The organism is Rhodococcus sp. P-2 (assembly GCF_016598535.1).
Lineage (GTDB): Bacteria > Actinomycetota > Actinomycetes > Mycobacteriales > Mycobacteriaceae > Rhodococcus_F > Rhodococcus_F baikonurensis.
Genome location: NZ_CP066779.1, coordinates 4,260,802 through 4,273,605, shown reverse-complemented (window position 1 = coordinate 4,273,605; position 12,804 = coordinate 4,260,802). Strand labels below are relative to the sequence as shown.

The 12,804-nt window shown below is 64.5% G+C and carries 11 protein-coding genes; 6 read left to right on the top strand and 5 right to left on the bottom strand.

Features of this window, described 5'->3' with window-relative positions; genetic code table 11:
• The first annotated feature begins 61 nt into the window (after positions 1-61).
• From I7X09_RS20240 to I7X09_RS20225, 4 genes are all read left to right on the top strand, one after another.
• Positions 62-1,201, top strand: coding sequence for a polyprenyl synthetase family protein (locus I7X09_RS20240; protein WP_200313381.1), 1,140 nt, complete (start codon positions 62-64; stop codon positions 1,199-1,201).
• A gap of 2 nt (positions 1,202-1,203) precedes the next feature.
• Positions 1,204-2,796: a phytoene desaturase family protein gene (gene crtI / locus I7X09_RS20235; protein WP_200313380.1), complete on the top strand. Its 1,593-nt coding sequence runs from the start codon at positions 1,204-1,206 to the stop codon at positions 2,794-2,796.
• A 98-nt stretch (positions 2,797-2,894) separates the two neighbouring features.
• Positions 2,895-4,469, top strand: coding sequence for an alpha-(1->6)-mannopyranosyltransferase A (locus I7X09_RS20230; protein WP_200313379.1), 1,575 nt, complete (start codon positions 2,895-2,897; stop codon positions 4,467-4,469).
• A gap of 19 nt (positions 4,470-4,488) precedes the next feature.
• On the top strand, positions 4,489-5,433 hold the full coding sequence (locus tag I7X09_RS20225) for a phytoene/squalene synthase family protein (protein ID WP_200313378.1): 945 nt from the start codon (positions 4,489-4,491) through the stop codon (positions 5,431-5,433).
• A 20-nt stretch (positions 5,434-5,453) separates the two neighbouring features.
• Here I7X09_RS20225 and I7X09_RS20220 read toward each other — a convergent pair whose 3' ends face one another.
• Positions 5,454-5,822 (bottom strand): Rv2175c family DNA-binding protein, encoded by a 369-nt coding sequence (locus tag I7X09_RS20220; protein WP_095969872.1) that lies wholly within the window; start codon positions 5,820-5,822, stop codon positions 5,454-5,456.
• 318 nt (positions 5,823-6,140) lie between these two features.
• On the opposite strand from I7X09_RS20220, the gene pknB reads away from it, so the two are divergent.
• Positions 6,141-8,204, top strand: coding sequence for a Stk1 family PASTA domain-containing Ser/Thr kinase (gene pknB, locus I7X09_RS20215; protein WP_124569350.1), 2,064 nt, complete (start codon positions 6,141-6,143; stop codon positions 8,202-8,204).
• Positions 8,205-8,231: 27 nt separating this feature from the next.
• Positions 8,232-8,660, top strand: a complete 429-nt coding sequence (locus tag I7X09_RS20210) for a protein-tyrosine phosphatase family protein (RefSeq protein ID WP_200313377.1) — start codon at positions 8,232-8,234, stop codon at positions 8,658-8,660.
• Positions 8,661-8,741: 81 nt separating this feature from the next.
• Here the strand turns inward: I7X09_RS20210 and I7X09_RS20205 are convergent, their stop codons facing one another.
• The 4 genes from I7X09_RS20205 to I7X09_RS20190 form a co-directional block, all read right to left on the bottom strand.
• Positions 8,742-10,127, bottom strand: coding sequence for a class II 3-deoxy-7-phosphoheptulonate synthase (locus I7X09_RS20205; RefSeq protein WP_200313376.1), 1,386 nt, complete (start codon positions 10,125-10,127; stop codon positions 8,742-8,744).
• A gap of 90 nt (positions 10,128-10,217) precedes the next feature.
• On the bottom strand, positions 10,218-10,709 hold the full coding sequence (locus tag I7X09_RS20200; RefSeq protein WP_003941683.1) for a polyadenylate-specific 3'-exoribonuclease AS: 492 nt from the start codon (positions 10,707-10,709) through the stop codon (positions 10,218-10,220).
• 66 nt (positions 10,710-10,775) lie between these two features.
• Complete coding sequence (locus I7X09_RS20195) at positions 10,776-11,582, bottom strand: lysophospholipid acyltransferase family protein (protein ID WP_095969868.1); 807 nt, start codon at positions 11,580-11,582, stop codon at positions 10,776-10,778.
• A gap of 94 nt (positions 11,583-11,676) precedes the next feature.
• The gene (locus I7X09_RS20190) at positions 11,677-12,717 is read right to left on the bottom strand and encodes an ROK family protein (RefSeq protein WP_200317948.1); all 1,041 of its coding nucleotides are present in this window, start codon (positions 12,715-12,717) and stop codon (positions 11,677-11,679) included.
• Between the last annotated feature and the right edge of the window lie 87 nt (positions 12,718-12,804).

The window sequence follows — 12,804 nt, the reverse complement described above, 5'->3', positions numbered from 1 at the left end:
CCACTAAGCTGGGCCCCAAGCTCGCTTCCGTGTAACCCTCCGGCGCGAGAACATACCGATCTTGGAGGCCACCCTGTCCGCAGGAACCGCGCGCGTTGGACAGAGTTCGACCAACACCGCACCGCATCCGACCTCACTCGAACTGCCGGGCCTGTTCGAAGGAGCGCTCCGCGACTTCTTCGATTCACGCCGCGAACTCGTCTCGACCATCGGCGGTGGTTACGAGAAGGCCGTCAGTACCCTCGAGGCCTTCGTCCTGCGCGGAGGAAAGCGCGTTCGGCCGTCCTTTGCCTGGACGGGATGGCTCGGTGCCGGAGGCGACCCGAACGGTAAGGACGCAGACGCTGTGATTCGTGCGTGCGCCGCCCTCGAACTGGTGCAGGCCTGCGCGCTCGTCCACGACGACATCATCGACGCATCAACGACCAGGCGCGGCTTCCCGACCGTTCACGTCGAATTCGAAGACCAGCACCGAGGCCAGGAGTGGAGCGGCGACTCCGCGCACTTCGGCGAGGCCGTCGCCATACTTCTCGGCGATCTGGCCTTGGCCTGGGCGGACGACATGATCCGAGAATCCGGGATCAGCCCCGAGGCGGCCGCTCGAGTCAGTCCGGTCTGGTCGGCAATGCGCACCGAGGTTCTCGGTGGCCAATTCCTCGACATCAGCAACGAAGCCCGAGGAGACGAGACCGTCGAGGCAGCCATGCGGGTCAACCGCTACAAAACCGCCGCGTACACGATCGAACGCCCACTGCACCTCGGCGCCGCACTGTTCGGTGCAGACGCCGAGTTGATCGATGCCTACCGGACGTTCGGCACCGACATCGGTGTCGCTTTCCAACTTCGCGACGACCTGCTCGGTGTCTTCGGAGATCCGTCCGTCACGGGCAAACCGTCGGGCGACGATCTCATTGCCGGCAAGCGGACGGTGCTGTTCGCGATGGCGCTCGCCCGCGCCGACGCCGCAGACCCGGCCTCCGCACAACTGCTCCGCAACGGAATCGGCACCCAGTTGACCGACAACGAGGTCGACAGCCTGCGCCAGGCGATCACCGATCTCGGCGCCGTCACCGACGTCGAAACGCAGATCGACGCCCTCGTCGAGGCAGCTGCGAACGCCCTCGACGCGAGCACGGCAACGGCAGAAGCCAAGTCACGTCTGACCGACATGGCGATCGCGGCCACGAAGCGAAGCTACTGACCGTGGCAGACGTGCACCGCACTCGAACCGTCAGCTCGCCGACCGATCGAGTCGTGATCGTCGGTGCGGGACTCGCGGGACTCTCCGCCGGGTTGTATCTGCGAGGCGCCGGACGCGACGTCACGATTCTCGAGAGCAACAGCTCGGTCGGCGGGCGGGTCGGTGTCTACCAGGGCAGCGACTACAGCATCGACAACGGCGCAACGGTGCTCACGATGCCCGAACTCGTCGACGACGCCCTCGCGGCCGTGGGCGCCGACCCCGACTCGACGAACCCCAAATTCGTTGTGCACAAGCTCGATCCGACGTACCACGCGCGATTCGCAGACGGCACCGCTCTCGATGTTCATGCCGACCCCGAAGACATGGCTGCCGAAGTCTCCCGTGTTTGCGGGCCGGAAGAAGCGCAGCGATACCGCGCCTTGCGCCGATGGCTGAGCCGTATCTTCGACGCCGAATTCGATCGCTTCATGGACGCCGACTTCGATTCTCCCCTCGGACTGGTCAATTCGCGTGACGCAATCAAGGATCTGAGCCGACTCGTCGCGCTGGGCGGATTCGGGAAACTGGGCGGGCAGGTGGATCGCAAGATCCGCGACCCTCGCCTCCGGCGGATCTTCACCTTCCAAGCGCTGTATGCGGGCGTTGCTCCGTCTCGAGCCCTCGCGGTGTACGGCGCGATCGCTCACATGGACACCTCACTCGGCGTCTACTTCCCCGAAGGTGGGATGCACACGATCGCCGAGTCGATGGCCGACGCCTTCACCGACGCCGGTGGGGTTCTGCATCTCGGCCGCACGGTCGAACGCCTCGAAGTGAGCGATCGTCGCGTGCGTGCCGTCCACACACGCGACGGTGAGCGCTTCCACTGTGACGCCGCGGTGCTGACTCCCGACATGGCCGTCACGAACTCGCTCCTGCGTCCCCATACGCGATTGCGACCACGCCCGGTGCGGACATCGCCGTCGGCTGTCGTGATTCACGGCACTGTTTCCTCTGCGGTCGCCGACGGATGGCCCGCGCAGCGACACCACATGATCGACTTCGGCGAGGCGTGGAAGCGCACCTTCGCCGAGATCACGGCACGCCGCGGCCGCGGGCAATTGATGAGTGATCCGTCACTGCTCGTCACCCGACCGGCACAGACCGATCCGAGTCTGGCCTTCTCGCGAGACGGCCGGATCCGTGAACCGCTGTCAGTCCTCGCGCCGTGCCCGAATCTGGACAGTGCGCCGCTCGACTGGTCGACTCTCGGCCCGGCCTACGTGCGCGAAATCATCCTCACGCTGCAAGAACGTGGCTATACGGGACTGGTCGAGGGGTTCGAGATCGATCACGTCGACACCCCACAGACCTGGCTCGAGAAGGGCATGGCCGCTGGTAGTCCGTTCGCGGCAGCACACACCTTCACCCAGACGGGGCCGTTCCGACGCAAGAACCTCGCCCGGGGATTCGAGAACGTCGTACTCGCCGGATCGGGAACCGTTCCGGGGGTAGGGGTACCGACCGTTCTGCTGTCCGGACGGCTCGCTGCCGAACGTATTACCGGTACACGCGAGCGAGCCAGCGCGGTGAGCACTCGTGCGAGCAACTAAACTAGCCCCTCGTAACCGACCATTCATCCACGATTCACCGACTCGGGCGCTGCACGCGCCGATCGACACCGATCTCCTCGGGGGAGGAACCTGCACCGATGACGTCCTCTGCCGCAGCCACTGAAAGACCGTGGCACCTAAGGGCCGCCAACTTCCTTCGGACCCCCGAAGGTCACAGTGCACTGCTCGGCTTCGTCGGCGCCGCCATGATCACTTTCGGCGGATTCGGTGCCGGGAGCGTCCGGCGCCAGGATCCGCTGCTCGAGTCGATGCATCTGTCCTGGCTCCGATTCGGACACGGATCGATTCTGTCGGCAGCGATCGTCTGGATCGGCGTCCTGTGCATGATCGGCGCCTGGGTTCGGCTGGGTCGCTCGACTCTGCGCGGTGACGTCTCGTTGCGCGGTCTGCGTTACGTCGTTCCGGTCTGGACGTTTCCGCTCCTGTTCGCGGTTCCCATGTTCAGCCGCGACGCCTACTCCTACCTGGCACAGGGCGCATTGTTGCGCAACGGCTTCGACCCGTACGCCGTCGGGCCGGTCGTCAATCCGGGAATCCTGCTCGACAACGTCTCCAACGTGTGGACGACGACAACGACTCCGTACGGTCCGGTTCACCTTCTCCTTGCCGACGCCATCGTTCGCCTGACCGGCGAGAACGTCATCGCCGGCACGATGCTGTTGCGGATCACGATGCTCCCGGGACTTGCCCTGATGATGTGGGCGGTCCCCCATCTCGCAACGAAGCTCGGCGGAAACACCTCGATCGCGCTGTGGCTCGCAGTACTCAATCCCCTCGTTCTGATCCACCTGATCGGCGGCGTTCACAACGAGATGCTCATGGTCGGCCTCATGGCCGCGGGCATTGCGCTCGCTCTCGAACGTAAGCACCTGTTCGGAATAGGGCTCATCGCGCTCGCCGTCGCGATCAAGGCAACCGCGGGCGTCGCACTTCCCTTCATCGTCTGGATCTGGATGATCCACGAACGGGAGGATGCCGCGGCCGCCGGGCGGGAACCGGCGTCACCGATCCGCTCGTTCGTCAAGACGGCCGGTGCTGGTTTTGCCGTGTTCGTGGCGGTACTCGGATCCACCTCACTGATCGCCGGAGTCGGCCTCGGCTGGACGACGGCACTCTCGGGTTCGGCAAAGATCATCAACTGGCTCTCGCTGCCCACGATCGTGGCGCACATCGGAACCATGGCCACCTCCTGGTTCGCCGGTGACCATTTCAACGACATCCTCGAAGTCTCCCGGACCATCTCGGCGGTTGTGTTGATCGCGATCATCGCCGTCGTGTGGTGGCGTTACCGCAAGACCGAGCGCGACGCCGTCATGGGCATCGTGATCGTGATGGTCGCCATCGTCGTTCTCTCCCCCGCCGCACTCCCCTGGTACTACTCCTGGCCGCTGGCAGTAGCGGCCGGCTTCGCAATGTCGCCGACCACCCTCGCAGTCCTGACCGGACTGTCCACTTGGCTCATGCTGGTATTCCAGCCGGACGGATCCATCGGCCTTTACACGTTCCCGCACGTGGCTCTGGCCGTCTTCGCCGCTGTGGTCGCGGCGATGTCCTTGCAGACGGAAGATCCACTCCGGCTTCGTGGTCGCCGGCATGAAAAGCCGGTCGAAGTCCCGACAGCGGCCTCGGCGACGTCGACGTCGACGTCATGATCCGCGTGATTCACGTGTCATGAACGCGCTGTCCGCGTCCTACGGATTCTGCGAGGGCGTGACGAGGGAACACGGCCGAACGTACTATCTGGCCGCGCGGTTGCTACCCGAGCCTCGACGCCGCGCAGTTCACGCACTCTACGCATTTGCTCGCGTCGTCGACGACATCGTCGACGAACCGTCGGGTCCGCATGAACGCGGCACGGTGCTCGCCGACGTCGAACGTGCAGCCGTCACCGCACTCGACAACGCCACTGTGACAGTTGAATTTCCGTCGACGGTTCCCGCCGCCCTGACACGCGTACTCCCGGCATTCGCCGATGCCGTGAAGACGTTCGACATCCCGCGCGCATATTTCGACGCCTTCTTCGAGTCCATGCGAATGGACGCCCCCGACACGGCGAAGTTTCGACCCGTCTACAACACGATGGACGAGCTTACCGAGTACATGTACGGCTCCGCCGTCGTCATCGGTTTGCAGATGCTTCCGATTCTCGGAGTGAGCGTCCCGCAGCAAGAAGCTGTAGTGCCCGCGTCGAATCTCGGTGAGGCATTTCAGCTGACCAACTTCATCCGCGACGTCGGTGAAGACTTCGACCGGGGACGTCTGTATCTCCCGGCGGGCGAGTTCGCTGCATTCGGGGTCGACATCGAGATGCTCGAGCACGGGCGCAGAACCGGAACTGTGGACGTTCGGGTCAAGCGCGCGCTGGCACACTTCATTGCCGTGACGCGGGGGCGGTATCGGTCCGCCGAATCCGGCATCCCGATGCTCGATCGGCGGGTCCAGCCGTCGATCCGCACGGCTTTCGTGTTGTACGGAGCAATTCTCGACCAGGTCGAGCGCGCCGACTTCCGGATACTGCATCGACGTGTGTCCGTTCCCGGACGCACGCGACTTCGAGTCGCTGCGCCGGGTCTGGTCCGGTCGGCAACCTACGCGGCGAAAAACCGCATGAGGTGAGTTGTCAGAAGGCCGGCATCTCAGAAAGCCATGGCCTGTGCGCGGCGGATGACCTCACGCGCGAGATGGCCGTGCAGTGCGTCTACCGGGCGACCGGGCAGGGAGTCGTCGGCCAGGAACAACCAGCGAAGGATTTCGACGTCGGTGTAGCCGCCGTCGTGCAGCACCGCCAGGAGACCGGGCAGCCACTTGACGATCTGGCCGTCCTCACCGAAGAACACTTCGGGAACGCCGAGAACACCGTGACGCTTGACTGCGATGATCTTGTGATCGCGAAGTAGCTGGTGAACCTTGCTCACCGGCAACCCGACGTTCTTCGCCACATCCACCAGTTGGAACAGGGACACCGAAGAATCCAGGACATCATCACAATAAGGAATCGCGCTCACCGCGAGAAGTTTATCCGGTCCGACGAGCCCGCTGTGTACCGCCCGGTGCAGTGCTCGAAACCGCCACTCCGGTACGGCCACCATGCTCTGTGACGTTCTCGAGACTTCCGCGTCGGTATCGCTGGCTACGATGGACGGGATGCGGCGTATCAGTAACCGGGATTTCGCGGTGGATGTGAATCGGTGCCTCACTGCGGGAGCCAGTACGCGGTATACAACCACCCACATTGCTGACAGCTACCACCCAGACCGCAAGCAGACAGATCGCAAGCACGCAGATCGCAAGCACGGAGGAATAGTCATTACGGAGGTCGAGGGTTGATCGGCGAAATGCTCGAGCGCCGCTATCGAGTGGACGCACCGATCGCGCGCGGCGGTATGTCGACCGTGTATCGAGGCCTCGATACACGGTTGGATCGACCTGTCGCGATCAAGGTGATGGACCCGCAATTCGCCGGCGATCCAGCGTTCCTGACTCGTTTCGAGTTCGAGGCCCGGGCCGTGGCCCGACTCAAGCATCCGGCCCTTGTGGCCGTCTACGACCAAGGCAGCGATCGCAATCACGTGTTCCTCGTGATGGAACTCGTCGACGGTGGAACCTTGCGTGAGCTCCTTCGTGAGCGCGGACCGATGCCGCCACACGCCGTCGCTGCAGTCGTGGCACCTGTCCTGGACGCGTTGGCGGTGGCGCATCGAGCGGGACTGGTTCACCGTGACGTCAAACCCGAGAACATCTTGATCTCGGACACAGGCGAGGTGAAGATCGCCGACTTCGGATTGGTGCGTGCAGCTGCGGCAGCAACCACCACCTCCAACAGCGTGATTCTCGGCACCGCGGCCTATCTGTCGCCGGAACAGGTGACGTCAGGAATTGCCGACACTCGAAGCGACGTCTACTCCACCGGCGTGTTGATGTTCGAACTTCTCACTGGTACAACACCGTTCACCGGCGATACGTCACTCTCCATCGCCTACCAACGCATCCACGACGATGTCCCGCGCCCAGGTTCACGTATCCCTGGTGTACCGGCGCAGTTCGATCGTCTGGTTGCCGAAGCCACTCACCGTGAGCCGGCACATCGTTTCGCCGACGCCGGTGAGATGGCAGCTGCACTTCGCAGTGTGAGCGAGCAGCTGGAACTTCCGTCGTACCGTGTTCCGGCTCCGCGTCGAAGCGCCCAGCACCAGAGCGCGCAGGTTGCGCCGGCCCGGCCACAACCGGCGCCTGCGCCCCCCACGGATGTACACCCGAACTCTGCTGCGCGCCCGAACCCTGCTGCCACGACGGTATTGGCGTCCGGCGTGGCCCCGGCTGCGGCAGCCACCACGGCACTCGGGACGGCCTCTCCTCCCCCTGGCGGCATTCAGCACACTCGCGCGGTCACCGCACAAACTGCTCGTCCGGCGACTGTCGGCGGCGACTCGGATTTCGACGACGGTTCCGATTTCGGCGACGACCAACTGGTGCCCGACGATCCGCACGCTCATTTTGTCGAGGCACGACGCAAATCGCGAAGAGCCACTCTGATCTGGCTGCTCGTCATCGCGGTCCTGGCGCTTGCGTTGGGCTTCGGCGGATGGTGGATGGGCTCGGGCCGCTATACAGCTGTTCCCTCGATCGACGGCCTGACCAAGGACACTGCGGTCACCGCACTGCAGGACGCCGGGCTCTCCCCCGACGTCCAGGGTCAGTATTCCGACGCTCAACCCATCGACACGGTGATCGGGACAGATCCGGCCTCCGGCTCCAGGGTCACCAAAGGCTCGACCGTCGCGCTGCTGACGTCGCTCGGGCGTCCGACTGTTCCGCCCATTCCGGCGGGCGGTGACGTCTCGGCGCTGGGCGCACAACTCGCCGACCGCACTCTCGTCGCGGTCGACGGCGGAGACACCTTCAGCTCCAAGATCCCGATCGGCGGCGTGGCAGCGCTCGACCCGGCACCGGGAACCGAGGTTGCCGTGGGCTCCTCGGTCAAGGTCATCACGTCCAAAGGGTCACCGCCCGTGGACATTCCCGATGTGAAGGGCATGTCCGAGAACGCTGCACGCGCCGCCCTCGACAAGGTTGGCATCTCCGTCAGCACCACAAGAACTACGTTCGACGACGCCGTCGAGGGCGGGAACGTGATCGGCACCGATCCCGCAGTCGGCTCCTCCGTCAACGCCGGCACCTCCGTAGTTCTCCTGATCTCCGACTCCGTGAAGGTCCCCTCCCTGATCGGACGCTCCGTCTCCTCCGCACGCGAAGAACTCGGCCGCCTCGGCCTCGAGATCACCGTGCGTCAGCTCACCCAGAACGACAGCTCGGTCATCATCAGCCAGAGCGTGAAGAACGACCTGGTTGCCAAGGGCACCGATATCAGCGTCGTCGCAATTCCCTGACAGTCCGCTTCGGCCTAGTCTGAATTCATGGCCACGTGGGAACCCGAGAGCCTCGGGATACTCGACTTGCCGTCGGGAAGATCGATTCGGGGTCGAGGGCTCCGCAATCCACTTCCTTCCGGACCCCTCCCCACCTTCGGCGTCTACCTGACCGGTAAAGAACCCCCCACCACCGTGTGGGATTCGGTGTGGGTCCGCTGGCGCGATTTCTGGTTGCCCAGCGATCCCGATGCGCTGCGCAGCGCCCTGCACGAAGTGTGGGTGCGTTCGGAAAGCGAAAGAGTCGAGATCGCGTGCGGAGGTGGATACGGCCGCACCGGGACAGCTTTGGCTGCTCTCGCCATCATGGGCGGTGTGTCGAGTAAGGACGCCACCGCGTACGTTCGCGCACACTACTCACCCCGCGCCGTCGAAATGCCCTGGCAGCGCCGATTCGTCACACGATTCACACCATGACGAACGCCCCCACCTGCGCGAGCAGGTGAGGGCGTTTACTGAAAAATCAGCGTCGCGAATCAGATTCGCCGGACCGCAGTGTCAGCCACGCAGCATCTCGGCCACGAGGAAGGCGAGCTCCAACGACTGTTGGGTGTTCAGGCGCGGGTCACAAGCCGTCTCGTAGCGACCACCGAGATCGAGGTCGGAGATGTCCTGTGCGCCGCCGAGGCACTCGGTGACGTTCTCGCCGGTCAGCTCGACGTGGATGCCACCTGGATGCGTGCCGAGACCGTTGTGCACCTCGAAGAAGCCCTGAACTTCGTCGACGATGCGGTCGAAGTGGCGCGTCTTGTATCCGGTGGAGGCTTCGTGGGTGTTGCCGTGCATCGGATCGCACTGCCAGATGACCTGGTGGCCGGTGGCCTGGACCTTCTCGATGATCGCCGCCAGCAGGTCGCGGACCTTGCCGTTGCCCATGCGCGAAATCAGAGTCAGTCGACCCGGCTTGTTGGTGGGGTCGAGACGCTCGACGTATTCCACCGCCATTTCCGGTGTCGTGCTCGGACCGATCTTGAGGCCGATCGGGTTGGACACCAACTCGGCGAAGGCGATGTGCGCGCCGTCGAGCTGACGGGTGCGGTCGCCGATCCAGAGGAAGTGAGCCGACAGGTCGTAGAGCTTGGGGTGGTCACTGTCGTTGTCGAGACGCAGCATCGCACGCTCGTAGTCCAGAACCAGTGCCTCGTGGCTGGCGAAGATCTGTGCCTGGTGCAGGCTCGGATCGGTGACGCCACACGCGTTCATGAACTGCAGGCCGCGGTCGATCTCGGCAGCGAGTTGCTCGTACCGTGCACCGGCGGGCGAGGCCGCGACGAACTCGCGGTTCCAGTCGTGCACCTTGTGCAAATCGGCCATGCCGGCACCGGTGAGCGCGCGGACCAGGTTCATCGCGGCGCTGGCGTTGGCGTACGCACGCACCAGACGCGAAGGATCGTGGGCGCGGACAGCCTCGTCGGCGACGAGCGAATTGATCATGTCGCCGCGGTAGGACTTCAGACCAAGCGAGTCGATGTCGGCAGAGCGCGGCTTGGCGTACTGGCCGGCGATGCGCGCAACCTTGACGACGGGCATCGAGGAACCGTAGGTGAGGACGACGGCCATCTGCAGCAACGTGCGGATGTTTCCCTTGATGTGCGGCTCGGTGTTGTCCGCGAAGGTCTCGGCGCAGTCACCGCCCTGGAGCAGGAACGCCTCACCACGCGCGACCTGCGCGAGACGCTCTTGCAGCGCCTCGACTTCGCTGGCCACCGTGATGGGAGGCACGCTCTCGAGCACAGTCCGCATGGCGGCCGCCTGGTCAGCGGGCCACGAGGGCTGCTGAGCAGCGGGCTTCGCGAGCGCCTCGTCGAGCTGCTTACGCAGTCCGGCAGGCAGCGGCGGGAGTTCGGGCAAGCGGTCGATCGGCACGTCGACAGTCCAGTTCACCTCTACAGGATATTCGCTCGCCCGCCGGCGCGTCACACAGGCTCTCGATCGCAGCCCAATCGGGACACTTCCCGCGCACCGAAACCTGGGTCAGCGAAGTGAACGAGCTGCCGAAATCGCGTCGAACTTCACGAGGTTGTGCCTGGCGTCGGCAAGTGCGTCGTGTGCGTCGGCGGGCGCTGACGGGAGGGCAGGACTGCCGTTGTCTTCCCAGAACTGTCGGAGTTCGCGGGTGTACCGAGGCATCGACTGCGGTAGTTCGGTCATATCGCCCCACAATTGGCACAGCGCGACATGGTCGTAGGCGGCGACCCACGCCCAGAGCTCCGGAACGACCATCGGCCGCGGAACGAAGAACTTCAAGAGATCGTCGCGGATCTTCTCGCGTGATTTCCACAGCGGAGACGACGGCTGCGGCAATTTCGGCAGCACGTTCTTGCGCACCCAACTACCGGCGCGGGCAGGATCGAACTCGGTCGAGACCGCGTAGTACTCACGGCCGTCCTCGCAGACGACGCCGATGGACACGAGATCGATGGTTCGACCGTCTTCGATGAATTCGCAGTCGTAGAAGTAGCGCACGTCCGAAAACTATGCCGCACGCGCAGGCTCTGGGGCCAATGCGCGTGCGGCAGGTGTGGGAAATCTCTAGCTGGCCTGTGCGTCCGGGAGCGAATCCTTGTCGGTCTTCGCGGATTCCTTGGACTCGGCCGAGGCCACGAGATCGACAACCGACTCGCCGCTTTCCGCCGGAACGTCGACGGCAGCTTCGGGTTTCGTGGGTGCCTGGTTCTTGAGACTGGCCGCGTAGATGTCCACGTACTCCTGGCCGGAGAGTTTCATCAGCTTGTACATCACCTCGTCGGTCACAGCGCGCTCGACGAAGCGGTTCCCGCCCATGCCTTCGAAGCGGGAGAAATCGATAGGTTCGCCGACGATCACGGTGACCTTGGCCGGACGCCACATCCGAGAGCCGATCGGATTCATCTTGTCGGTACCGACCATCGCAACCGGGATCACCTTGACGCCCGATTCGAGCGCGAGGCGCGCCATTCCGGTCTTGCCCTTGTAGAGGCGACCGTCAGGCGAACGCGTTCCCTCGGGGTAGATACCCAGCAGACTGCCCGAACCGAGAACCTTGAGACCGGCGTTGAGCGCATCCTGCGCTGCGTCCGCGCCGGTTCGGTCGATGGGGACCTGTCCGACCGCGGTGAAGAACCACTTCTGGAATGCGCCTTTGAGACCGGAACCGGTGAAGTACTCGCTCTTGGCAAGGAACGTGATGCGGCGGTTGACGCGAAGTGGAAGGTAGAACGAGTCCAGAACCGCCTGGTGATTGCTGGCCAGGATGGCCGCCCCGTCAGTCGGAATGTTCTCGTGACCCTTGACCGTCGGACGCCCGAGCAGCCAGAGAATCGGCCCCAGCAACACATACTTGAAGAGCCAATACCACACGGCGTCCCTCCCATTCACAGCTGAATTTCGCTGAGTACGACCTTACTGCCGACCCGTAACCCCCGCTACACACGCCCCTGCAGGATCGACCCGATCACAGTCCGGCAGACGTGGTTCCAGCGCCGTCGACCCCACCGAGATCCTGAGGCACCACCGATCGGGCCAAAGCGGCGGCGCCGACCATGCCCGCAGCTTCGCCCAGCTGAGCGGAACGGATTCGGGCCAGTGGTCGGTGCTTCGCCCCGGTCAGCAATGTCGCGTACTGCTCACGGGCGTCGTCGAGAAACAGTGGGGCAGAACTCGCGACGCCACCGGCGATCACCACCAGATCGGGATCGTAGACGTCACCGACCATGGCGAGTCCGACGGCCAGCCAACGGGTGAACTCGGCGATGGTTGCCAGCGCGAGTGGGTCACCGTCCTGCGCGGCATTCGCGATCCGGCGGCCGGTGAGGGAACCTGGATCCACCGCTACCTCACGCGCCAGAACGGTCGACGCGGCGGGGTCGGCGGCGAGCAGTTCGATGGCCGTGTCGACGAGCGCCGTTCCGCTGCAATAGCGCTCCCAACACCCACGTTTGCCACACGCGCACTGACGCCCGCCTGGCACGACCTGGATGTGGCCCAGTTCGGGGGCGACGCCGTGACTCCCCCGGTACAGCTCACCGTTGATCAGCAGCGCACCACCGATTCCGGTCCCGATTGCCACCATCACGACATTGCGGCCCCCGGCGGCCGCTCCGAATCGGTGCTCCGCGAAGGCTGCTGCGTTGGCGTCGTGTTCGAGCACGACCGGCAGCCCGAGTCGCTTGCTCAGGTCACTTCCGACCGGCGCGTCCACCCACGGCAAGTGCGGCGCGAACCGTACAGAGCTTCGATCGGAGGTGATGAAGCCGGCGACCGCCAATCCCACGGCCGACACCTCGTGCCTGGTGACCAATTCGCGCACGACGCGATCGAGACCGTCTTCGAGTGCCCTGGCCGACTGCGGGGTCGGGGCTTGAATCATCTCGAGCACTTGTCCGTCCACGTCCACGACGGAGGCTCTGATGCTCGTCCCGCCGACGTCGATGCCGACCGTCAAGATGTCGTCCATGGTGGACTCGGAGACCGCTTTCAAGCGGCGCGCGCTCATCGCGACAATTCCCGCGCGAGCGTCGCCCGCTGGAGTGCGCACCCTGTATCGGTGCCTCGTGCGTCGGTGACCATTGTGTCGATTGTG

Coding starts and splice junctions, on each gene's coding strand:
- I7X09_RS20230 (WP_200313379.1), top strand. CDS start 2,895: ATGACGTCCTCTGCCGCAGCCACTGAAAGACCGTGGCACCTAAGGGCC.
- I7X09_RS20225 (WP_200313378.1), top strand. CDS start 4,489: ATGAACGCGCTGTCCGCGTCCTACGGATTCTGCGAGGGCGTGACGAGG.
- I7X09_RS20210 (WP_200313377.1), top strand. CDS start 8,232: ATGGCCACGTGGGAACCCGAGAGCCTCGGGATACTCGACTTGCCGTCG.
- I7X09_RS20190 (WP_200317948.1), bottom strand. CDS start 12,717: ATGAGCGCGCGCCGCTTGAAAGCGGTCTCCGAGTCCACCATGGACGAC.